The organism is Telluria sp. RT2P19 (genome assembly GCF_059685725.1).
This window is the reverse complement of record NZ_JCASIL010000003.1, coordinates 177,046-199,791: the sequence shown is the minus strand read 5'-3', so window position 1 is coordinate 199,791 and position 22,746 is coordinate 177,046. Positions and strand designations below refer to the sequence as shown.

The window sequence follows — 22,746 nt, the reverse complement described above, 5'->3', positions numbered from 1 at the left end:
GCTTGGGCGTTCTGGCGTAGGCGTCATCGTGTTCGTTCCTGTGAGTTAGGCAGCATCCGGCTGTGCTTCCGGTCGTGCGGTCGCGAACGCCTCCAGGGCTTCGCAGCGCGCCTCGATGGCGCGAATGGTCGGGTAGGGCGCCAGGTCGCAGTCGAAGCGGCGCGCGTTGTACAGCTGCGGCACGAGGCAGCAGTCCGCCATGGTAGGCGTATCGCCATGGCAGAACAGGCCCGTCTGCGGGCTGCGCGCCAGCTGGCTTTCGAGCGCCTCGAGTCCCAGCGCCACCCAGTGGCGGTACCAGGTGTTCTTTTGCGCGTCGGCCAGGCCCAGCTCCCCGCTCAGGTACTTCAGCACCCGCAGGTTATTGAGCGGATGGATGTCGCAGGTGATCAGCTGCGACAGGGCCCGTACGCGCGCGCGGGCGGCCGCATCGGCCGGCAGCAGCGGGATGGCCGGATGGGTTTCATCGAGGTATTCGATGATGGCCAGCGACTGCGGCAGGACCAGGTCGTCGTGCTCGAGCACCGGCAGCAGGTGCTGCGGGTTGAGCGCGTCGAACTGCGGGCCGAACTGCTCGCCGCCGTTCTTCGACAGGTGCACATGGGCGTGGACGGCCGGCATGCCCTTCAGGTTCAGGGCGATGCGCACCCGGTAGGACGCGGAACTACGGAAAAAGGTATGCAGCTTCATGGTGGGTCCCGGGACGGTTGCAGGGGCGCGCGACTCGCGTGGCGCGACTCGTAGTTCAGACGACGTCGACCTCGATCGGCGTCAGTCCGGCGACGCTGCCGACCATGCGCTGGCCGGGGCGCACCGCGCCCACGCCCTCGGGGGTGCCGGTCATGATCAGGTCGCCAGGGCGCAGCTCGAACAGCGTCGACAGCTGGGCGATCGTCTCGCTGACGTTCCAGATCAGCTTTGCCAGGTCGCTGCTCTGCACCGTCGCGCCGTCGACGGTCAGGTCGATGGCGCCGGCGTCGAGCGCGCCGCAATCGGCGATGCGGGTGATCGGGCCGATGGGCGCCGAGTAGTCGAAGGCCTTGCCGATCTCCCAGGGACGGCCCTGCTCGCGCATGCGCATCTGCAGGTCGCGCCGGGTCATGTCCAGGCCCACGGCGTAGCCGAAGATGTGGGCCGCGGCGTCCTCGGGCGCGATGTCGCGCCCGGCCTTGCCGATCGCCACCACCAGCTCGATCTCGTAGTGGTAGTTCTCGGTGCGCGGCGGGTAGGGCAGCGCGACGCGGGCGCCCGCGGGCACCGGCACCACCGACTCGGCGTCGTTCGGCTTGCAGAAGAAGAATGGCGGTTCGCGGTCCGGGTCGAAGCCCATCTCGCGCGCGTGGGCGGCATAGTTGCGGCCGACGCAGTAGATGCGGCGCACCGGGAAAGCGGCGTCGCTGCCGTTGACGGGCAGGCCGACGATGGCCTGGGCGGGGATGATGAAGTTGTCGTTCATGGCATGCTTTCTGAAAGTGGTTGCTTATTCGCGCGATTGGGCGGGCAGGAATTCCTCGCGCAGCTGGCCGATCGCCTGCAGCACCGGACGGTCCGAGAAACTGAACAGCACCGCGTCTTCGTCGGTCTCGAAGACCAGGGTGGACCACGACGGCACCACGAAGGTGTCGCGCGGCGCGAACGCGAAGCGGCGCCCGCCGATGATGGCCTCGCCATGTCCCTCCACCACGCTGTAGACGGTGCCGTCGGTGCTGCGGTGGGGCAGGCCGCGAAAGCCCGCCGGCAGCAGCTGCATGCAGGCGCCGATGGTCGGCATCGGCGCGCCGCCGGTCAGCGGATTCACATAGCGCAGCTTGACGCCGAGCCAGGCATCGATTTCCTGCTGGCGGCGCAGGGCCTCGAGCGCCTCGCGCGAGCGTTCATAGGGATAGTTGAAGATCGGCGAGCTGGCGCCCGCGTGCAATTGGCGCACCGGTGCCATATTGTTGCCGTAGGCGGCGAAGCTGCGGCCCTCGGGGCGCGCGATCGGCTGGCTGGCGCTGTCGCCGTTCTCGGCGAAGCCGCTGCTGAAGAAGCGCACCGTGGGGATGTCCAGCCCGTCGAGCCAGACCACCGGCTCGCTGACCCCGTCGATGCCGGGGTTGCCGTGGTCGTGCCAGGCCCAGGCCGGCGTCAGGATGAAGTCGCCCGGGCGCATCATGGTGCGCTCGCCGTCGACCGCCGTATAGGCGCCCTTGCCATCGACGATGAAACGCAGCGCCGACTGGGTATGGCGGTGGGCGGGGGCGATCTCGCCGGGCAGGATCAGCTGCAGGCCCGCATACAAGGTGCGCGTGATCGAGGCGCTGCCCTTGAGCGCCGGGTTTTCCAGGATCAGCACGCGGCGCACGGCCTCCTCGGCCGAGATCAGTTCGCCGGCGCGCGTCAGGTGCGGCAGGATTTCCGCGTAGCGCCACAGCGCCGCCTCGTAGCCGGGCGTGGGCTGGCGCGGCACCAGCGTGTGCAGCGATTCCCACAGCGGGGACAGGTGCAGTGCCTGCATGTCGTCATAGATCGCGCGGCGCGCCGCGAGCAGGTGGGGTTGCGGCAGGTCGGTCTTCATGGTCAGGTCTCCTTCGTTCTAGCGGGCGGGGGCGTCGAGGGCGAGGCAGCTGGCGGCGTTCCAGTCGTACAGCCAGGCCAGGGCCTCGTAGAATCCGGCAGGCGTGCGGCCGGCCCACATGGCATTGCGCACCAGGCGCTCGACGCCGGCGGCGTGGTACAGGCGGCCCATCTCGCGCACCGACAGCACCACCCGCGCGGTGCGGGTAATGCGCGAGCGCTGGTAGAGCGCGAAGGCGGCCTGCATGTCGTAGCCGCAGTGGCGTACCGCGGCGCCCAGGGTCACGGCGTCCTCGAGCGCCATGCAGGCGCCTTGCGCCAGGTACTGCATCATCGGATGGGCGGCGTCGCCCAGCAGCGTGATGCGCCCGCGCGTCCAGTTGTCGACCGGGTCGCGGTCGGCCGTGCTCCAGCGCCGCCAGCTCGACGGCAGGTCCAGCAGCTTGCGCGGCAGCGCGGCGACTCCGTCGAAGTAGGACAGCACCTCTTCCTTGCTGCCGTCGGTGACGCCCCAGCTCTCCGGTACGCGGCTGTGGAAGGTGACGACCAGGTTGTACTGGTCGCCCCCGCGCAGCGGGTAATGCACCAGGTGGCAGTTCGGTCCGGCCCACACCACCGGCGCGTTCATGCGCAGTTCCTCGGGCATGTCGGCGACCGGCACCACGGCGCGGTACACCACGTGCCCGGAGACGCGCACGTCGTCCCCGACCACGGCCTCGCGCGCCACCGACTTGACGCCGTCGCAGCCGATCAGGTAGTCGGCCTGGAAGCGGCGCCCGTCGGCGGCGCCGACGGTCACGCCGTGCGCGTCCTGGTCGATGGTGTCGATGCGGCACGAGGTCACCAGTTCGATGTTCGGGATGCCGCGCACCTGTTCCAGGATGGCGGTATGGATGTCGGCGCGGTGGATCACGGCGTAGGGATTGCCGAAGCGCGCGCGGAAGGCGGCGCCGACGTCGAAGCTGGCGACGGTGCCGCAGTCGACCGCGTCCATCATGACCAGGCGGTCGGTGAACACGGCGTGCTCGCGCACCCGGTCGCCCGCGCCAAGCGCGTCGAGGGCGGCGAAGGCGTTCGGGCCGAGCTGCAGGCCGGCGCCGATCTCGCCCAGTTCGGGGGCCTGCTCGAGCACGGTCACCCGCAGCCCCAGCTGCGAGAGCGCCAGCGCGGCGGCGATGCCGCCGATGCCGGCGCCGGCGATGATGACGGACGGCAGGGCCGGGTCGGTTGGGTGCATGGCGGTCTCCTGAGATGGTGTTGCCGCCAGTGTGCCTCGCGATCTTTATTTGAGAAACTGATGAAGCTTGATTATGATAATCATGTTTCTTAATAGTGAGGGGGTGTCATGGGCTTCGACGTGGAACTGCTCGCGATCTTCGACGAGATCTACAAGACCGGCAACGTGACCCGGGCGGCGGCCAACCTCGGCCTGCCACAGTCGACGGTGAGCGTCGGGCTGGGGCGCCTGCGCGAGCACTTCAACGACCGGTTGTTCAGTCGCACCGCGCGCGGCATGCTACCGACGCCGCGCGCCCAGAACGCGATCGGGGACGTGCGGTGCGCACTGCAGGCGCTGCAGCATGCGCTGGCCGACCAGCCGCTGTTCGACCCGGGCGCGAGCGAGCGCGAGTTCCGGATCTGCATGACCGACATCAGCGAGATCGTGCTGCTGCCACGCCTGTTGAACCACCTGCGCGAGGTCGGACCGGCCATCCGGGTGGCGATTTCCAAGATCTCGCCCGAGAGCCCGGCCGAGCTGGCCGACGGCAGCATCGACCTGGCGGTGGGCTTCATGCCCCATCTCGAGGCCGGTTTCTACCAGCAGGTGCTGTTCGACCAGCGTTTCGTGTGCCTGGCCGCGACCAGGCACCCGCGCGTGCAGGGCGCGCTCGACATGGACGCCCTGCGCAGCGAGGCGCACATCCGCGTCCTGACCTCGGGCACCGGGCATGCGATCGTCGACAAGGTGCTGGGGGCCGAGGGAGTCGAGCGCAGGATCGCGCTCAAGCTGCCCAGTTTCCTGGGCGTCGCGCGCATCGTCGCGCAGACCGAACTGCTGGCGATCGTCCCGTCCCGCTATGCGGCCGAGGTGGCGGCGAACGAAGCCGTGCGGGTCTGGCCGGTGCCGGTCGACCTGCCCCGGTTCCAGGTCAAGCAGCACTGGCACGAGCGCTACCATGCCGATGTGTCGAACCGCTGGCTGCGCCAGGCGCTCGCGGCCCTGTTCCTGGACCGTGGCGACTCAGTCCACGAGTAGCCGCGCCAGGCCCGCGCGCACTTCCTCGGCCGCGGCGGCGACCAGCGGGTTGGTCGGCTGCTGGGCCGGCAGCACCATGCACAGCGTGGTCTCCAGCGCGGGCTGTTCGATCCGCTGCCAGGCCAGCGCCGGCAGCCCGGCGCCGCGGCCCACCAGGCGCGGCACGATCGAGTGGCCCATGCCCTGGGCCACCAGCTCCATGGTGGAATAGGTGGAGTCGACCTGCAGCCGCAGGTTGACCCCGAGCCCCAGCCGCGCGGCGGCGGATTCGACCGCGACCCGCACCGAGTGGTTCCCATGTGGCAGGATCAGCGGCAGCCCGGCCACGGCGGACAGGTCGACGCGGTCCGGGTCGTCGCCGACCGGGGCGGCGCCCACCAGGTACAGCGGTTCGGACACGATCGGCGTGATCCTGATATTGGGCGAGGCGGGCGGGTTGTACAGCAGGGCGAAATCGAGCTGGCCCAGCAGCACCGCATCGTACAGCGCGCCCGACAGGCCTTCGACGACGCTGATCGACGCGCGCGGGTACAGCGAGGTCAAGGTCGGCACCAGCGCCGCGATGCAGGCGCGCCCGATGCTCGGGGTCATGCCGATCACCAGCTGGCCCGAAAAGGCCGACTCGGAATCGCGCACCGCGATCGCGGCCGAATCCATCAGGTGCAGCACGCCGCGCGCGTATTCCAGGAACTTCTTGCCGGCCTCGGTCAGCAGCACGCCGCGCCCGTGCCGGTAGAACAGGCTGGCGCGCAGCTCGACCTCGATCGCCCGTACCTGGCGGCTCAAGGTCGACTGGCCGATATTGAGCAGGTCGGCGGCCTTGATGTAGCTGCCGGTCTCGGCGATGCGCACGAAGTGGCGGATCTGGGTAATCTCCATACTGACTGGACCATCCTCATCGGTGAAATCTCAAGCGTGCCAGTGTACAGCGTACCCGCGGTGCACGGCTAGCCGGCCCGGGCGGGCCGGCCGCATGCTCAGGCGCGCAGCGCCTGCGCCGTGGGCGCTTCGCGGCGCGCGGCAAGCTGCAGCTCCAGGCGCGCCGCCGACTGCTTCAGGCGTTCCAGCCATGCGTGCACCTGGGCCAGGCTGGCGCCGGGCGGCAGTGCGGCCAGGCGCAGCACCAGCACCACCTGGCCGGCGCCGTCGCGCACCGGCACCGACAGGTGGCGCAGGTCGTAGCGGCCGTCATCGCTCAGCTCGGCCGGCTCGTGCAGGCGGGCGCGCTCCTTGGCCGCCGCCAGCAGGCGGCGCTCCTGGCCCGGGGTCCGGTGCCGGTCGGAATACAGCGCTACCATCTGTTCGAGGCTGTCGCCGTCGTCCGGGCCCTGCAGCGCGATCGACCAGCCGCGCGCGCGCACTCGCTCGAGCTGGGCGCGCGAGGCGTCGATGGTGTCCTGGTCGGCCCGGCCCAGGCGCGCGATCCATTCGGCCTCGCCGGGCGCACCCGGGCTGCCCACGAACAGCGGCGCCAGCGGCGGCGCGCACGGCACCCGCAGGCCGAGCCGGCTGCGCAGGCGGAAGTCGGGCGAGCGGTTCTCGGTCGCCACGTACACCACGTCGCCGCCGACCGCCGCGACCAGGCTGCACTCGGCCTCGAGCTCGACCGCCACCGCTTCCATCTCGTCGCGGCCGATCTCGGCCAGCTGCACCGCTTCGATCGTCTCGCGCTCGGCCACCGCCACCAGCGGCCCCGGCGTGAAGCGCCCATAGCCGCGCTGGAAGAACAGCAGCGGCGCGGTGTCGCGTTCGAGCGCCATGTCCTTGACGCCGCCCAGCACGATGTAGTGGTCGCCCACCTCGGTCACGCTGGCGTAGTCGCAGTCGATCCAGGCCACCACGCCGTCCAGTACCGGGTTGCCGGCCGGGCTCGCGTGCCAGGCCAGGCCGGCGAACTTGTCCTCGCTCGGCGCGGCGAAATGCTGGCACACCGTTTCCTGGTCGGCCGCCAGGATGTTGACGCAAAAGCCGGGCGAGGCGCGCATGCGGGCGAAGGTGCGTGAGGACTTCATCGGCAGGTAGCCGATCAGTGGCGGGTCGAGCGACACCGAGGTGAACGTGCCGATCACCATGCCGGCCGGCAGGCCGTCCTGGTCGATGCAGGTGACGATGGCGACGCCGGTCGGGTAGCTCCCGAGCACCTCGCGAAAACGGGCGCCGTCGACCGGGCTGGCTGGGGTAGGGGTGTGCATGGATGTCTCGCTGTCTCGTTGTAAATGCTATGGCTGGCGCCCGTGGCGGGCGGCTGAACATGCGGTTGATTATATCGTTCTAGAATATTAATTCAAGAAATTTAAGCGATGCCCCCGGCGGACAGGGCGCGGCCGCGTGCCGCCGCGAACCATGCGTTTTGCGCATAGTAGCCTTGAAGGTATTCGTCTTGTATCGCCGCCGCGCAGCGTTAACAATGCTCTACGTTGACCGCCGCGGCATGCCGGTCACGGCAACCTGGAGACAAGAAGAACCATGGACAGATTGAAGGACAAAGTCGCCATCGTGTTTGGCGCGGGACCGAACATCGGAGGCACCATCGCCCACTTCCTGGCGCGAGAAGGCGCCAGCGTGTGCGTCACCGACATCAAGGAAGAGGCGGCGACCGCCACCGCCGACTTCATCCGCGAACGCGGCTGGGAAGCCACCGGCATGGTGTGCGACGCCCGCGACGACGCCGCCGTGCGGCGCGCCATCGGCGCCACCGTCGAGCGCTACGGCCGCCTGGACATCGTGGTCAACATGGCCGGGCGCGTGCATTGGGACGACGTCCTGAACATGCAGCTCGACGACTGGGACGATTCGGTCGCCAGCTTCGCCACCGCCGGCCTGCACGCCACCCGCCACGGCGCGCGCGCCATGCTCGACTGCGGCGCCCGGGGCAGCATCATCCACGTGATGTCGACCGCAGCCCACTTCGGCGAGGCCGACGGCGCGTCGTACTGCGCGGCCAAGGCCGGCCTGCTCAACTTCGCGCGCTCGGCGGCGATGGACCTGGCGCACCACGGCATCCGGGTCAACACCATCACGCCGTGCTCGATGGAGCACCAGTTGTGGAGCACGATGCGCGACGAGATGTTCGACCCGGACTGGGTCCAGCCGGCGCGGCGCGGCTTCTACTCGCGCCAGGAATACCTGGACCAGCTGCCGCTGCGGCGCTTCCCGCGCGCGGCCGACCTGGCGTGGGCCGCCGTGTTCCTGGCGTCGGACGAGTCGTCCTGCATGACCGGTTCGGACATGGCGGTCGACGCCGGCCTGCGCCACAAATACCCCACCTGGACCCCCGGCAAGCACGATCCGCGCGACATCAACGACTACGCCCGCGCCACCCGCGTGACGCGCTACGGCGAAGAGCAGGAATTGCTGACCGAGCTGCTCGGCCAGCCGATCGAACGACACTGACAACGACACGGAGACAATATGGACACCATCCAGGACCAGCGGCGCGAAGAACGCGCCCAACAGTTCAAGCAACTGACCGAATGCAGCCGCTGCAAGCCGATGGGCCGCCTGCTGCGCAAGTTCTGGCAGCCGGTCGCGCTGGCCGAGGACGTCGCCGCCGGCGCCGCCATCCCGCTCCTGATCATGGGCGAGGAGCTGACCCTGTACCGCGGCGAGAGCGGCGCGCTGCACCTGGTGGGTGGCCGCTGCGCCCACCGCCGCACGCTGCTGCACACCGGCTGGGTGGTGGGCGAGGAAATCCGCTGCATCTACCACGGCTGGCAGTTCGACGGCAAGGGCGCCTGCGTCAACCGCCCGGCCGAGGCCAATACCGGCATGCCCCGCACGCAGATCCCGGGCTATCCGGTACGCGAATACATGGGGCTCGTGTTCGCCTACATGGGCGAGGGCGAGGCGCCCGAATTCGACCTGCCGCGCAAGCTGCGCCTCGAGCGCGAAGGCACCCTGGTCGCCAACGGCCGCGAACGCTGGGACAACAACTGGTTCCAGCAGGTGGAGAATTCGCTCGACGCGGTCCATGTGAGCTTCGTGCACATGGCGCTCACGGTGGGCCCGTTCGGCAAGGCGGTGACCGGCGCGATTCCGGAACTGTCGTACGAGGAAACGTCGGCCGGCATCCGCCAGACCGCGCGCCGTTCCGAGACCAATGTGCGGGTCAGCGACTGGACCTTCCCGAACAATAACCACGTCACCGTGCCCGGCCTGACGCCGGACGACCCGTGGATCGACGTGTTCGTGTGGATGATCCCGAACGACGAGATGAACACCACCCGCTTCATGATCTATGGCCAGGCCCCGGGCGCGAGCGACGAGGCGCGCCAGCGCTTTACCGACTACTTCGCCAAGTACGGCAAGTACGACCCGGCCGAACACCACGACGAGCTGTTCGCTTCGCGCGAGTGGAACAACCCGGACGACATCTTCGTCGGCCTGACCGCCGCCCAGGACTACCTGTCGATCCGCGGCCAGGCGCGCGTCACGGCGCGCGAGGACGAGATCCTGGGCCGTTCCGACCTCGGCATCGTCACCCTGCGCAAGCTGTTCTTCCGCGAGATGGAGCTGCTCCAGGCCGGACAGCCGACCAAGGAATGGCGCTCGCTGCACGACGCCGACGCGCTGCCCAGCCAGCCGGGCCAGGACGCCGCCTGACGCTTCCCAGCGAGCGGTGCGGCGAACGATCGCCGCGCCGCTCCCTTCCACCATTCCCGCCGGACTCTTACCATGCTCGATCTGACCCCCCATGACTCGCTCCCCGAGGAGCTGCTGCAGTTTCGCGACTCGATCCGCCGCTTCGTCGAACGCGAACTGATCCCGCTCGAACACGCCGTCGGCGCCAATGGCATGCTGCCGCCCGAACAGGCCGCGGCCCTGCGCCAGCGCGCGCAACAGGCCGGCTTCTGGCTGATGGACGTGCCCGAGGAATTCGGCGGCCAGGGCCTGCCCCTGCTGGCGCTGGCCGTATTCTGGGAAGAAGTCGGGCGCAGCACCGCCGCTTCCTGGGTCCGCGACCACGGCATCTTCGGCCCGATGGTCGGCCCGATCCTGCTCGGCCTGGACGAGGCCCAGCGCGCGCGCTACCTGCAGCCGGTGCTGGACGGCAGCAAGCGTTCGTGCTTCGCCCAGACCGAACCGGACGCCGGTTCCGACCCGTCGATGATGCGCACCCGCGCGGTGCGCACCGAGGCCGGCTGGCGCCTGAACGGGGTGAAGCGCTACATCACGCGCGCCGCGGTGGCCGACTTCGCCATCGTGATGGCGGTCACCGATCCCGAGAAGGGCGCGCGCGGCGGCATCTCGTGCTTCATCGTCGACCTCGATACGCCGGGCGTGAAGCTGGCCAGTTCGGAAAAAACCATGATGGGCGACGCCCCGAGCGAGATCAGCTTCGAGGACGCCCTGGTGCCGTTCGAGAACCTGGTGGGCGAGGAAGGGCGCGGTTTCGCGCTGGCCCAGGGCTATATCAACTACGGCCGGGTGCGCCAGGGCGCGCATGCCTGCGGCGCGGCCGAGCGCTGCCTGGCGCTGACCGCCGAATATGCGCACCAGCGCAAGACCTTCGGCCAGGCGCTGGCCGAGCGCCAGGGCGTGCAGTGGATGATCGCCGACGGCTTCACCGAACTGTATTGCACGCGCCTCCTGGTGTACGACGCGGCGCGCAAGACCGACGCCGGGCTGGAAGCGCGCATGGAGACCTTCATGATCAAGACCTTCGGGGTGGAGGCGGCCTGGCGCATCGTCGACGACTGCATGCAGCTGCACGGCGGCATGGGCCTGACCGAGGACACGCCGATCGAGCGCTTCTGGCGCGACCTGCGCAGCTACCGCATCACCGAAGGCCCGACCGAGGTGCTGCGCACCACGCTCGCGCGCCAGATCCTGAAACATTACGCCTGACTGACGGAGTGAGCATGAACCACGCTTTAGACGATATCCTGGTCATCGAACTGGGCACCGTCCTGACCGCGCCGCTGGCCGGCATGATGCTGGCCGACCTCGGCGCCCGCGTCATCAAGGTCGAGCATCCGAACGGCGGCGATCCGTTCCGCCGCCATGCGGGCAAGCTGTACAGCCCGCACTTCGCCTCGTATAACCGCAACAAGGAAAGCATCCAGCTCGACCTGCAGTCCGAGGCCGGCCGGGCCGACCTGAAGCTGCTGCTGGCGCGCGCCGACGTGCTGCTCGAGAACTACCGGCCGGGCGTGATGGCGCGCCTCGGCCTGAGCGAGGCGACGCTGGCCGAGATCAACCCGCGCCTGGTCTGGTGCTCGATCACCGGCTTCGGCGCCGAGGGTCCGTATCGCGACCGCCCCTGCTACGACGCGGTGGCGCTGGGCCTGTCGGGCCTGGCAAGCCAGATGCTCGATCCGGCGCAGCCGGCCATGGGCGGGCCGACCATTTCCGACAACGTGACCGGCATGTACGCCAGCTACGGCATCCTGGGCGCCCTGTTGGGGCGCCAGCGCAGCGGCACCGGCGCCCGGGTCGAAGTCAATATGCTGGAGGCCTCGATCGCGTTCTCGCCCGAAGGTTTCGCCCAGTACACGCGCCTCGGGGCCGCGCCCGGGCCGCAGACCCGGGTGGCGATCTCGCAGTCGCATGCGTTCGCCTGCGCCGACGGCCGCCTGGTGGCGGTGCACCTGTCGTCGGTGGAAAAGTTCTGGCAGGCCTTCGTGGCGGTGATCGAGCGGCCCGACCTGGTCGAGGACAGCCGCTTCCTGGGCCCCGAGCTGCGCACCCGCAACTACGGCGCGCTCAACGCCGAGGTGGCGCGTACCTTCCGCACCCGCACCCGCGCCGAGTGGTGCGAACGCCTGGGCGCCAGCGACGTGCCGTTCGCGCCGGTAAACACCATCCCGGAAGTGATGCAGGACCCGCAGGTGCGCCAGGCCGGCACCTTTTATGAGACCGCGCATCCGGAACACGGGCCGATGACCTGCATCCACCGCCCCCTGACCATCGACGGCGCGCGCGGCCCGACCACGCGCCCGGCGCCGGTCCTCGGCGAACACGACGCGGCGATCCGCGCCGAATTCGGGCTCGGCTGACGCCGGCCCCATCCTACCAAGAGAGCACACCATGAACCAGCAACAGATCAGCGAGATCGCCGGCCTGCTCGCGGCGGCCGAGCGCAGCGGCGTGCCGTGCGCGCCGCTGCGCGAGCGCATCCTCGAAACAGCCGCCGCCGCCGGCGCCGACCCGGTGGCCTGCGCCTACGCCATCCAGCAATACAACGCCGAGCGGCGCATCGCCGCCGGCGCGCGCGTGGTCGGACGCAAGATCGGCCTGACCTCGGTCGCCGTGCAGCAGCAGCTGGGCGTCGACTCGCCCGACTTCGGCATGCTGTTCGCCGACATGGCCTTCGGCGACAGCGAGGAAATCCCGATGGCGCGCACCCTGCAGCCGAAGATCGAGGCCGAGATCGCGCTGGTGCTCGAGCGTGACCTGACCTTCGAGCGCCATACCTACGCCGACCTGATCTCGGCCACCGCCTATGCGCTGCCGGCGCTCGAGGTGGTGGGCAGCCGCATCGAGAACTGGAACATCAAGCTGCTCGACACCGTCGCCGACAACGCCTCCTCGAGCCTGTTCGTGCTCGGCTCGCGCCCGGTGAAGCTGGACCGCTTCGACCTGGCCACCTGCGCCATGACGCTCGAGCGCGGCGGCGAGACGGTATCGAGCGGCAGCGGCGCCGCCTGCCTGGGCAATCCGCTCAACGCGGCGCTGTGGCTGGCCGACATGATGGTCAGGGTCGGCACGCCGCTGCGCGCCGGCGAGGTGCTGCTCACGGGCGCGCTCGGCCCGATGGTGGCGGTGGCGCCGGGCGACCGCTTTGTCGCCCAGATCGGCGGCCTGGGCGAAGTGCGCGCCGCATTCGGACAATGACCAAGGAATCCAGCATGACCCAGCAAACCAAGAAACGGGTAGCCATCATTGGCTCCGGCAATATCGGCACCGACCTGATGATCAAGATCCTGCGCCACGGCGAGCACCTCGAGATGGGTGTCATGGTCGGCATCGATCCGGCCTCGGACGGACTGGCGCGCGCGGCGCGGATGGGCGTGGCCGTCACCCACGAGGGCGTGGAAGGCCTGGCCCGGATGCCCGAATTCGACGGCATCGACATCGTGTTCGACGCCACCTCGGCCTCGGCCCATATCAAGAACGACGCCTTCCTGCGCGGCCTGCGCCCGGGGCTGCGCATGATCGACCTGACGCCGGCCGCGATCGGCCCGTATTGCATCCCGGTGGTCAACGGCGCCGACCACGTCGCCGCGCCCAACGTCAATATGGTCACCTGTGGCGGCCAGGCCACCATCCCGATGGTGGCCGCGGTGTCGCGCGTGGCCCCGGTCCACTACGCCGAGATCGTCGCGTCGATCGCCAGCAAGTCGGCCGGCCCGGGTACGCGCGCCAACATCGATGAATTCACCGAGACCACCTCGCGTGCGATCGTCGAGGTGGGCGGGGCGCGCCAGGGCAAGGCGATCATCATTATGAATCCGGCCGAGCCGCCGCTGATCATGCGCGACACCGTGTACTGCCTGGCCGCGCTCGACGCCGACCAGGACGCGATCCGCGCCTCGGTCGCCACGATGGCGGCCGACGTCGCGCGCTACGTGCCGGGCTACCGCTTGAAGCAGGAAGTGCAGTTCGAGCGCTTCGGCCCCGAGCAGGCGCTGAACCTGCCCGAGATCGGCCGCCAGGCCGGCCTGAAGGTCTCGATCTTCCTCGAAGTCGAAGGCGCCGCCCACTACCTGCCGGCGTATGCCGGCAACCTCGATATCATGACCAGCGCCGCGATGGCGACGGCCGAGCGGATCGCCGCCGGCATGTCGGCCGCCGCCCTGGCAGCCTGACGGAGAATCCATGTTCAACCACGACAAGAAAATCCACGTTTCGGACGTCACCCTGCGTGACGGCATGCACGCGGTGCGCCACCAGTATTCGATCGAGCAGGCGGTGCAGATCGCGCGCGCGCTCGACGCCGCCAAGGTCGACTCGATCGAAGTGGCGCACGGCGACGGCCTGCGTGGATCGAGCTTCAACTACGGCTTCGGCGCGCACAGCGACCTCGAATGGATCGCGGCGGTGGCCGGCGCCGTCACGCATGCCAAGGTGGCCACGCTGCTGTTGCCCGGCATCGGCACCATCCACGACCTGAAGAACGCCTACGACGCCGGCGCGCGCATCGTGCGCGTGGCCACCCACTGCACCGAGGCGGACGTCTCGCGCCAGCACATCGAGTATGCGCGCGAGCTGGGTATGGACACGGTGGGCTTCCTGATGATGAGCCACATGATCACGCCGGAAGCGCTGGCGCAGCAGGCCAAGCTGATGGAGAGCTACGGCGCCCAGTGCGTGTATGTGGTCGATTCCGGCGGCGCGATGAATATGTACGATATCGCGGCGCGCTTCAAGGCCTTCAAGGAGGTCCTCAAGCCGGAGACCCAGACCGGCATGCACGCCCACCACAACCTGGCCCTGGGCGTGGCCAATTCGCTGGTGGCGCTCGAGCATGGCTGCGACCGCATCGACGCCAGCCTGACCGGCATGGGCGCAGGCGCCGGCAACGCGCCGCTGGAAGTGTTCATCGCCGCCGCCGACCGCATGGGCCTCAAGCATGGCTGCGACGTCAAGATGCTGATCGACGCGGCCGAGGACATCGTGCGTCCGCTGCAGGAGCGCCCGGTGCGGGTCGACCGGGAAACCCTGGCGCTGGGCTACGCCGGCGTGTATTCGAGCTTCCTGCGCCATGCCGAAGCTGCGTCGGCCAGGTATGGCATTCCTGCCTTCGACATCCTGGTCGAACTGGGCAAGCGCCGCATGGTGGGCGGCCAGGAAGACATGATCGTGGACGTCGCGCTGGATATGATCAAGGAACGCGCGGCAGCCTGAGGTCGGTCCGCCGCCATGCCACGCCGCCGCTGCCTGGCGGCGCGGGCCGATCGATGCAAAAAGCGTATAGCAGCGATGCGAGGATTCGGCTTGCACCGGATCGGCTACAGTTAGAGAATTCTAGAACAATACTTCCAGAGCAAACGCTCAGGATTACTGAGAACCCCGGAGATCCCGACATGCCCCACGCGCCCGACCACAGCGCCCGCAGGCCCGCACCGACCCCCATCCGGGTCGCTGCGTACGCGCCCGCACAGTTCGATCCCCACGCCCTTCGCGGGCGCGCCGCGGCGCTGGTACGCCGCGTCGCCCCACCCCTGTCAGGGAGCGAGCGCGCCGCATAACCAAGCCAGACCAGTGCCGCTGCGCATCGAGCCCCCACAAGAAGGGCCGCGCCGGCAGCAGGATTACCTGCATACCGATATAAATGGAGACAGCATGAAAAAATTTGTTGCGGGCATGACCGCACTGTGCGCGAGCGCCGCGGCGTTGGCCCAGGAAGCGCCGCGCGCACCGCAGGCCCCGACGGACGGCGTCAAGGTGTACGGCGTGGCCGACATCTCGATTGCGCGCTACCGCACTTCGGGCGAGTCCAAGACCGCGATGCATGCCGGCGGATCGGGGTCGCGCATCGGCTTCCTGGCCAGCGAGAACCTGGGGCAGGGCTGGAGCGTCACTGCCCGCTATGAAGCCGGCATCAACCTGGACAACGGCTCATCGAGTTCCACCAACGGCAACCCGAACCGCGTGTTCAGCCGCCAGGCCTACGTCGAACTGGCACACCGCGAACTCGGTTCGCTGCGCCTCGGCCGGCAGCAGGGGCCGACCTACGATTTCTTCCCGACCTATGACCCGATGCTGCTGCCGGCGATGGACGCCTGGGGCGTGGTGACGACCCTCGGTTCGCCGCTGCCGGGCGTGGCCTCCGGCACCGGCGCGCCGACCGGCTTCCTGATCAATCCGACCGGGCGCACCGAAAACACCATCGGCTATACCTCGCCACGCGTGGGCGGCGTGCAGGGCAGGCTGTCGTACAGCCCGAACGAGGGCGCCGCCACCCAGGCTACGCTGCTCGAGGCGGCGGCCGACTATGTCGCCGGACCGCTGCAGCTGGGCCTGCTGTATGTGAAGGCAGGCGCCACTGACGGCGCCGGCGCGCGCCTGGCCACCGAGTCGAACTCCGAAATTGCGTTCGGCGCCAAGTACCAGGCCGGACCGGTCCACCCGTATTTCAGCTACATCCGGCGCGAGTCGACCGACCCGACCCGGCGCGCCGGCGGGGTCCTGAACGGCAACAGCGAATCTGTGCGCCTGTTCGGCGTGGCGATCCCGGTCACCGCGCGCGGTACCGTGCGCATGACGTACGGCCTGTATTCGAGCGGGGCAGTGGACAGCGACGCGAAGAACTACGGCATTGCGTACACCTATGAGGTCTCGCGCCGCCTGATGCTGATGGTGGCCGCGACCCATCTGTCACAAGATGCCCGGGCCGCCTATCCGGTATTCCAGAGTCCGCTGCCGCGGGCCGGTGAATCGGTGGATGCCATCACCACCGGCATGACCTGGCGTTTCTAAACGCTGCCCGCTAGTGCAATCCCGGGTGGCGACACCCGGATTATCCCCCGCTTCAACGAGGAGTTCGCATGTCCAAGCAATCGCCCTGGTACTACATCATCCACTGGCTGCGCCTGTATTTCGGCGCCCACCTGCTGTTCTCCGGCATCCGCTATGCCATGACCGGCTATGTGCCCGACATTCCTGGCGTCGGCGGCGAATGGGTGCAGGCCAACGCCAATATCTACCTGTACCAGATGATCAAGTATCTCGAGATCGTCACCGGTGCGCTGATCCTGACCAACCGCTTCACGCTGCTCGGCCTGATTCTGGAATTCCCGGCCACGGTCAACATCTTCTGGCTCAATACCTTCATCGTGGCTACGCCGCGCCAGCTGTTTACCGGACCGCAGGAACTATTCCTGAACGGCGTGCTGCTGCTGGCCTACAGCGGCTGGATCGCCGCTGTCCTGCGGCCCAAACTCGAGCCGCTGTGGCTGTGGGACGGCGCCGCCGCCTACCGTCCGCTGCGCGGCGCCGGCGCTGCGCCCGCCAGCCGTCCGATCACCCGTCCTACCACTGTCGCAAGCGAGGTGCACTGATGAACCGTTCCCAATGGATTGCCGTGGTCGTCTGCCTGTTGCTGACCGCCGCTGCGTATATCGGCTCGACCGGCCTGTTCTACACCACCTTCCGGCCGATCCGCAACTATGACCTGGTCGCGTTTGCGACCTCGTGGGCCGGCCTGGTCTGGATGCTGGTGCGCGACCGCGGCAGCAAGGACTGAGCCTGGCGCCGCCCCATACCGATAACGACACGGAGACGATGATGGACACGAGCCGCAGGAAATTCGTAACACAATCGGCCCTGGCGGCCTCGGTCTGGGCCGCGGCCCCGGCCTGGGCCTTCCAGGACAAGGGTGCGGTAGCCGCCGGGCCGGCGGCGCCCGACGCGGTCTACGCGCTGGTCGACCATTGCCTGGGAACCCGCTACGAGGCGCTGCCGGCCGCGGTGGCGGAGGCCACCCGGATCCAGATCCTGGACACCGTGGCGGTGGCGCTGCCGGCGCTCGGCGCCGACGGCATCCGCCAGCTGTACGACTGGAGCCGCGAAACCGGCGGCAAGGGCGAAAGCCTGGTGCTCGGCACCCGGGTGCGCCTGCCGGCCGAAAAGGCGGCGCGCCTGAACGCGGCGATGGCCGCCGCCCTCGAGTTCGACGACACCTACGAGCCTTCGCTGCTGCACGCCTCGTGCGTCACCATCCCGGTGGCGCTGGCGGCGGCCGACCTGGCCGCGGCGAGCGGGCGCAAGGTCGACGGCAAGGAGCTGATCGCCGCGGTCGCCGCCGGCACCGATGCGGCGTGCCGGCTCTCGCGCGCCGGTTCGCCCGGGGTCTCGCCCTTCATCGTCGGCTGGGACCCGACCCCGATGTACGGCTTCCTGGCCGCCACGATGGTGGCCGGGCGCCTGCTGGGGCTGACGCGCGAGCAGACCGTCGCGGCCGTCGGGCTGGCGTACCACCAGCTGTCGGGCAATGCCCAGGCCAGCGTGGACGGCACCCATGCCAAGCGCCTCGGTTCCGGTTTCGCGGCCTATGGCGGCATCATGTCGGCGCGCCTGGCGCAGCGCGGCGTGATCGGCTCGGACCGTGTGCTGCAGGGCGTCAAGGGCTTGTTCAAGCAATACCACGGCGGTAAATACTCTGAAGACGCGCTGCTGGGGGAGCTCGGGACCCGGTTCGCCGGTCCGGACATCGCGCCCAAGCCCTATCCGTCCTGCCGCGGCGGGCACGTGGCCATCGACGGCGCGCTCGACCTGGTGAGGACGCATGACATCCGGCCGGCCGATGTCGAATCGGTGACCATCTACAGCCCGCCAGCGGAGATGATGCTGCTCGGGGCCCCGCTGGAGAAGAAGCGCAATCCGAAGACCATCGTCGAGGCCCAGTTCAGCAACCCGTGGATGGTGGCGGCGGCGATCCAGGACCGCGAGGTCGGCCTGCGCCACTTTACCGAGGCCGCGCTGGAGCGCGCCGACCTGCGCGCGCTCGCCGCGCGCATGGTCACGGCCGAGGACAAGAGCCTGGTGCGCCCGGACGGCGGGCCCGGCTTCGTGCGCCTTTCGCTCAAGACGCGGGGCGGCCAGGTCCATGAAAAGCTGGTCAAGTTCGCCAAAGGCGACCCGAACAATCCGATGAGCGCGCAAGAATACCGGGCCAAGGTGTTCGCCTGCACCGATGCGGCCGGGATGAAACGCCCCCAGGCCGAACGCCTGCAGGCGCGTTTCATGGCGCTGGAAGCCGAGCGCGACGTCTCGGCCCTGAACGCCGCGCTGGCGATCGCCTAGGTCGGCATGGGTCACGTGGGTAAGCGGTGTCGAGGTCGCGGCGTTTGTATGCGGAGCGGGTTAGATGATAATCTCAGGAAACAATGTAAAGAGCAGCTCCATGTTTGAGACAATTCTGACCCGTGTCGCCGGCCTGGTCGGGCGCGTCGTTCCCACGCTCGCGGCCGGCCTCGCTGCCTGCCTCGCGGCGCCCGGCCTGATGGCCGCCCCGCAGCCGGCGGTGCACGAGATCGACATTGCCGACTACCGTGCCTACCTGGCCGACGATCATCCGGCGCGCCAGGGCATGCGCGCATTCGCCCGGGCGGTCGCGTCGGCCAGCAACGGTGGCCTGCGGGTGCGGGTGCGCAGCGATGCCTTGCCCGGCGCCCCCGAGCGCCAGCTCGCGGCCCTGCAGGCGGGCGGCGCCGACGCACCGGCCCTGATGCTGGTCGCCGGCACCGGGCTGGCCGCCATGGCGCCGGCCTTCGCGCTGCTCGACCTGCCTTTCCTGGTGCGCGACGAGGCGCATGCCGACCGTCTGCTCGACGGTCCGTTCGGCGACACGCTGCTGGCGCGCCTGGCGCCGCCGCACGTCCAGGGCGACGGCCTGGTCGGGCTGGCCTGGTGGGAAAACGGTTTTCGCCACATCACCAGTGCCGAGGCGCCGCTGCGCCGCGCCGCCGATCTGCGCGGCCTGGCGCTGCGCGTGATCGACGCGCCGGTGTTCATCGAGGGCGCGCGGGCCATGGGCGCCGCGCCGCGTCCCCTGGCGTTCGGCGCGTTGTACGAGGCCTTGCGCACGCGCAGTGTCGAGGCGCAGGACAATTTCATGTCGCAGATCCTGGCCGGCCGCCTGTACGAGGTGCAGTCGGCGCTAACCCTGACCAACCATTCCTACGGCGCACTCGTGCTGGTGGCCAATCCCGCCGCCTGGCGCGCCCTGGATCCGGCCCAGCGGCGCATCGTGCGGCTGGCCGCGCTCGAAGCGGCCCAGTTGCAGCGGCGCGTCGCGCGCGACGAAGCATGCCGGGCGCGTGTGCAGCTCGTGCGCCGCGGCATGCGCGTCCACGCGCTGGCGCCGGCCGAGCTCGAAACGCTGCGCAGGCTGACCGGCCCACTGCGCGCCAGCTATTTTTCCCGCCATGACGCGCAGTTATGGCGGCTGTACCAGGAGCAGGATGGATCCCACTGAAGGCGCCGCCAGAAGCGCTTTCCATCCCGCGAACACCAGACAACATCACCGACAGGAGACATCAAGTGACCAAGCAATCCCGACCCAGCCGAGCAGCGGCGACCCGGAGGCCTGCGGCATGATCAGCGACCAGAAACTGAATCGTATCTCGGTCGTGCTCGGCCTGCTGCTGACCGCCTACGTGGCGCAAGACCTGCACTTCAATCCGCGCTGGTACGGCGACGACGGCCCCGGCGTGGGCCGGATGCCGCGCGAGGTCGTGGCCGGCTACCTGGAACACGCCTATGGCCGCGGGAAGGTAGACGAGGCGGCCGCGCTGTACTACACCAAGAAGACCATCGATGCGACGCCGCAAGCCCCTTACCGCAACGGTCCGGCGCCTTTGACGTCGACCGTGCGCCAGGTGGTGGCCGAAGGACTGAACGTCGTGGTGCACCACTGCGTCGAGGGGCAGGGCGCGGCGCCGCAGGAGCTGGTCGACATGTTCCGCACGTCCAACGGACGCATTGCGTGGCGCAAGACGGTCGCCCAGCCGGCCGACGGCGCCACCTGCGCCGCCAGCAGCCTGGCGCGCGTGCTCGACCTGGGGCTGCCGCCGGCGGCGCGCTGAACATGGCGTGGACCGTGCACCGGGCAGCGTCCCGACTACAACAATCGCAATGGAGACAAGCATCATGGCAATAACGACCCGTGCCCCCGAGGGCGCCACCAACAAGCTCGATATCTGGTTCATCGGCAAGCTGGTACTGATCTTCTTCAGGATCATGCTCGGCGCCTGGATGATCGTCAGCGGCGCCAGCCATCTGCTGTCGGTGTTCGGCCTTGCGCCGATCTTCCCCCAGCCCCTGGGCAATATGCACCCGTCCAGCGTGATGCTGGTGTCGCTGCTCGAAGTCGGCCTGTTCGACATCGTCAAGACGGTCGAGCTGGTCGTCGGCCTGTGCCTCGTGTTCAATATTTTCGTCCCACTTGCCCTCGCGGTGGCGCTGCCGGTCTCGTACATGGTGTTCCACAACTCGATCGCCCTGAACTTCCGCTACGAGCGTATCTTCAGCACCTATATGGCGGTGTGGTGCCTGTACATGAACGTGATCCTCGTGCTGGCGCACCTGCGCTACTACCTGCCCATGCTCACGATGCGCGCGCCAATGGGCAAGCTGGAGGATTTCAAGAAGATTCCTGCCATTTTCGGCGCAGCCGACGCGGGGGAGGGTGGGGACCGGCACTGAGCAGGAAGCAAGGCTGGGCACCACATGTTTTTCGATTAACTTATGAGTGGAATTATTATGGCAGACCATACCAACCCGGCTGAGATGGCCAAGAGCAGGCGGCGCGCCGTCATTGCCAGCTACCTGGGCACCACCCTCGAGTACTACGACTTCCTCCTGTACGGCGTCGCCGCGGCGCTGGTCTTTCCGCACATCTTCTTCGTCAGCCTCGATCCGGCGCTCGGCACGATGTCGGCTTTCGCGACCCTGGCCGCCGGCTATTTCGCACGCCCGCTGGGCGCGGTCGTGTTCGGTCACTACGGCGACCGGCTGGGACGCAAGAAAATCCTGATGATCACCCTGATGATGATGGGCGGCGCCAGCGTGCTGATCGGCCTGCTGCCGAGCTACCAGCAGATCGGCATCATGGCGCCGATCCTGCTGGTGGTGCTGCGCCTCGTGCAGGGCTTCGCCATCGGCGGCGAGTGGGGCGGCGCCACCTTGATGTCGATGGAGCACGCCAAGCCCAAGGGCAGGGGACTGGCGGTCTCGATCGTGGCCTCGGGCGGTCCGAGCGGCGCGCTGCTGGGCACGATGGTCATGATGATGTTCTCCAAGCTGCCGAACGAGGATTTCCTCTCCTGGGGCTGGCGCGTGCCGTTCCTGCTCAGCGCCCTGCTGCTGGTGCTGGGCATCGTCATCCGCATGAAGCTCGACGAGACGCCGGAATTCGAAGAGGCGCGCAAGAAGCGCCTGGCGTCAGGCAAGAAGGTCAGCGTCCTGCCGGTGGTGACGGTGTTCCGCCACAACCGGCTGCAGGTGCTGTCGGGCGTGGTCGGCGGCCTGGCGCCGCTGGCCTTCGCCACCTTCGGCGCCGCCTTCCTGCTCAATTACTCGGTCGAGGTGGGACATAGCCGCACCGACTCGCTGCTGGCCATGACGGTGGCGAACCTGCTGCACATCTTCACCATGCCCTGCTTCGGCGCGCTGTCCGACCGCTACGGCCGCCGGCCGCTCCTGATCACCGGCGCGATCCTGGGCGTGCTGCTGATCTGGCCGATCTTCCTGCTGGTGAACCAGGGCAGCCTGGGCGCGCTGATCCTGGCGCTGGTACTGGCGCTGCCCGTGGTGCAGGCCATGCTGGGCGGCCCGGTCAATACCTGGATGGGCGAGAAGTTCGCGGCCGACGTACGCTACAGCGGCATCGCCGTGACGTTCCAGATCGCCTCGACCCTGGGCTCCGGGCTCGCGCCGATGATCGCGGCCGGCCTGCTGGCCATGGGTGGCGGCACCGATCCGACGATGGTGGCGGCCTTCTTCGGCGGACTGTGCGTGGTCAGCGGCATTGCCTACTACTTCAGCGCCGAACGCTTCGACCAGGAACTGCCGGTGTACACCGCCGGCACCGATGAAGCGCGCGACGCCGAGCGCGAGCGGGTGGCGCTCGACCAGGCCCAGGTGCGTACAGGCCAGGCGTGATGCCGCGCTAGCGGCGGCCCCGGCCCTGCGTATCCAGGCCAGTGCATGCGGGCGGTCTCTTTCGAGGCCGCCCGCTTTTCGTTGGGCGCCCAGCATGGGCGCACTCTTGTGGGTGAAAGTCCCGCCGCGAGCTGACCACAGTGAGCGAAGTGAAGCGCAACTGCGGAAGGGTGACCGACCGTGGGGAGCCATTGCATGCAACATGACCGGATCACGTGGCATCGAGCTTGCGTTGACGCTGCCAGTGTGCCCGCTCCTGCGGGTGACGGGCAGAAGAGCCGAAACCCGACTGGTCTTGGCAAGCTAGGCTGCAAACACCATCC

At 68.8% G+C, this 22,746-nt stretch carries 22 protein-coding genes; 16 read left to right on the top strand and 6 right to left on the bottom strand.

Translation table 11 applies throughout. The features are described from left to right. Nucleotides 1-45: 45 nt before the first annotated feature. The 4 genes from maiA to AC56KW_RS05160 are packed head-to-tail and all read right to left on the bottom strand — an operon-like array spanning nucleotide 46 to nucleotide 3,793. Entirely contained in the window at nucleotides 46-690 is a 645-nt protein-coding gene (gene maiA, locus AC56KW_RS05175; RefSeq protein WP_497169664.1) for a maleylacetoacetate isomerase, read from the bottom strand. Nucleotides 691-745: 55 nt separating this feature from the next. Further along, nucleotides 746-1,456: a fumarylacetoacetate hydrolase family protein gene (locus AC56KW_RS05170; protein WP_497169663.1), complete on the bottom strand. Its 711-nt coding sequence runs from the start codon at nucleotides 1,454-1,456 to the stop codon at nucleotides 746-748. A 24-nt stretch (nucleotides 1,457-1,480) separates the two neighbouring features. Continuing rightward, nucleotides 1,481-2,557: a gentisate 1,2-dioxygenase gene (gene gtdA / locus AC56KW_RS05165; RefSeq protein ID WP_497169662.1), complete on the bottom strand. Its 1,077-nt coding sequence runs from the start codon at nucleotides 2,555-2,557 to the stop codon at nucleotides 1,481-1,483. 18 nt (nucleotides 2,558-2,575) lie between these two features. After that, nucleotides 2,576-3,793, bottom strand: a complete 1,218-nt coding sequence (locus AC56KW_RS05160; protein WP_497169661.1) for a 3-hydroxybenzoate 6-monooxygenase — start codon at nucleotides 3,791-3,793, stop codon at nucleotides 2,576-2,578. Nucleotides 3,794-3,901: 108 nt separating this feature from the next. Here AC56KW_RS05160 and AC56KW_RS05155 point away from each other — a divergent pair, with 108 nt between their 5' ends. Continuing rightward, complete coding sequence (locus tag AC56KW_RS05155; RefSeq protein ID WP_497169660.1) at nucleotides 3,902-4,813, top strand: LysR family transcriptional regulator; 912 nt, start codon at nucleotides 3,902-3,904, stop codon at nucleotides 4,811-4,813. Here the strand turns inward: AC56KW_RS05155 and AC56KW_RS05150 are convergent. Continuing rightward, nucleotides 4,799-5,692, bottom strand: coding sequence for a LysR family transcriptional regulator (locus AC56KW_RS05150; protein WP_497169659.1), 894 nt, complete (start codon nucleotides 5,690-5,692; stop codon nucleotides 4,799-4,801). The two genes, AC56KW_RS05155 and AC56KW_RS05150, sit on opposite strands and share 15 nt — an antisense overlap. A gap of 98 nt (nucleotides 5,693-5,790) precedes the next feature. After that, the gene (locus tag AC56KW_RS05145; RefSeq protein WP_497169658.1) at nucleotides 5,791-7,005 is read right to left on the bottom strand and encodes a flavin reductase; all 1,215 of its coding nucleotides are present in this window, start codon (nucleotides 7,003-7,005) and stop codon (nucleotides 5,791-5,793) included. Nucleotides 7,006-7,279: 274 nt separating this feature from the next. On the opposite strand from AC56KW_RS05145, the gene AC56KW_RS05140 reads away from it, so the two are divergent. From AC56KW_RS05140 to AC56KW_RS05070, 15 genes are all read left to right on the top strand, one after another. Then, entirely contained in the window at nucleotides 7,280-8,206 is a 927-nt protein-coding gene (locus AC56KW_RS05140) for an SDR family NAD(P)-dependent oxidoreductase (protein WP_497169657.1), read from the top strand. Between the two features lie 18 nt (nucleotides 8,207-8,224). Beyond that, entirely contained in the window at nucleotides 8,225-9,415 is a 1,191-nt protein-coding gene (locus tag AC56KW_RS05135) for a Rieske 2Fe-2S domain-containing protein (protein WP_497169656.1), read from the top strand. Nucleotides 9,416-9,487: 72 nt separating this feature from the next. After that, the gene (locus AC56KW_RS05130) at nucleotides 9,488-10,660 is read left to right on the top strand and encodes an acyl-CoA dehydrogenase family protein (protein ID WP_497169655.1); all 1,173 of its coding nucleotides are present in this window, start codon (nucleotides 9,488-9,490) and stop codon (nucleotides 10,658-10,660) included. 14 nt (nucleotides 10,661-10,674) lie between these two features. After that, on the top strand, nucleotides 10,675-11,811 hold the full coding sequence (locus tag AC56KW_RS05125) for a CaiB/BaiF CoA transferase family protein (protein WP_497169654.1): 1,137 nt from the start codon (nucleotides 10,675-10,677) through the stop codon (nucleotides 11,809-11,811). A gap of 31 nt (nucleotides 11,812-11,842) precedes the next feature. After that, on the top strand, nucleotides 11,843-12,649 hold the full coding sequence (locus tag AC56KW_RS05120; RefSeq protein ID WP_497169653.1) for a fumarylacetoacetate hydrolase family protein: 807 nt from the start codon (nucleotides 11,843-11,845) through the stop codon (nucleotides 12,647-12,649). Nucleotides 12,650-12,663: 14 nt separating this feature from the next. Next, nucleotides 12,664-13,623 carry an acetaldehyde dehydrogenase (acetylating) gene (locus AC56KW_RS05115; RefSeq protein ID WP_497169652.1) on the top strand — a complete coding sequence of 320 codons (960 nt, stop codon included), beginning with the start codon at nucleotides 12,664-12,666 and terminating at the stop codon, nucleotides 13,621-13,623. A gap of 10 nt (nucleotides 13,624-13,633) precedes the next feature. Then, nucleotides 13,634-14,662 carry a 4-hydroxy-2-oxovalerate aldolase gene (gene dmpG / locus AC56KW_RS05110; RefSeq protein WP_497169651.1) on the top strand — a complete coding sequence of 343 codons (1,029 nt, stop codon included), beginning with the start codon at nucleotides 13,634-13,636 and terminating at the stop codon, nucleotides 14,660-14,662. A gap of 438 nt (nucleotides 14,663-15,100) precedes the next feature. Then, nucleotides 15,101-16,237 (top strand): porin, encoded by a 1,137-nt coding sequence (locus tag AC56KW_RS05105; RefSeq protein ID WP_497169650.1) that lies wholly within the window; start codon nucleotides 15,101-15,103, stop codon nucleotides 16,235-16,237. 68 nt (nucleotides 16,238-16,305) lie between these two features. Beyond that, nucleotides 16,306-16,818 carry a hypothetical protein gene (locus AC56KW_RS05100; RefSeq protein WP_497169649.1) on the top strand — a complete coding sequence of 171 codons (513 nt, stop codon included), beginning with the start codon at nucleotides 16,306-16,308 and terminating at the stop codon, nucleotides 16,816-16,818. Then, on the top strand, nucleotides 16,818-17,003 hold the full coding sequence (locus AC56KW_RS05095) for a hypothetical protein (protein WP_497169648.1): 186 nt from the start codon (nucleotides 16,818-16,820) through the stop codon (nucleotides 17,001-17,003). Before AC56KW_RS05100 ends, AC56KW_RS05095 begins: the two co-directional genes overlap by 1 nt. Before the next feature lie 38 nt (nucleotides 17,004-17,041). Continuing rightward, nucleotides 17,042-18,562 carry an MmgE/PrpD family protein gene (locus AC56KW_RS05090; RefSeq protein ID WP_497169647.1) on the top strand — a complete coding sequence of 507 codons (1,521 nt, stop codon included), beginning with the start codon at nucleotides 17,042-17,044 and terminating at the stop codon, nucleotides 18,560-18,562. A gap of 100 nt (nucleotides 18,563-18,662) precedes the next feature. After that, complete coding sequence (locus tag AC56KW_RS05085; RefSeq protein ID WP_497169646.1) at nucleotides 18,663-19,736, top strand: DctP family TRAP transporter solute-binding subunit; 1,074 nt, start codon at nucleotides 18,663-18,665, stop codon at nucleotides 19,734-19,736. 118 nt (nucleotides 19,737-19,854) lie between these two features. Further along, the gene (locus AC56KW_RS05080; RefSeq protein ID WP_497169645.1) at nucleotides 19,855-20,346 is read left to right on the top strand and encodes a hypothetical protein; all 492 of its coding nucleotides are present in this window, start codon (nucleotides 19,855-19,857) and stop codon (nucleotides 20,344-20,346) included. Nucleotides 20,347-20,410: 64 nt separating this feature from the next. Beyond that, on the top strand, nucleotides 20,411-20,965 hold the full coding sequence (locus AC56KW_RS05075) for a DoxX family protein (protein WP_497169644.1): 555 nt from the start codon (nucleotides 20,411-20,413) through the stop codon (nucleotides 20,963-20,965). 57 nt (nucleotides 20,966-21,022) lie between these two features. Then, nucleotides 21,023-22,423: an MFS transporter gene (locus AC56KW_RS05070; protein ID WP_497169643.1), complete on the top strand. Its 1,401-nt coding sequence runs from the start codon at nucleotides 21,023-21,025 to the stop codon at nucleotides 22,421-22,423. The last annotated feature ends 323 nt before the right edge of the window (nucleotides 22,424-22,746 follow it).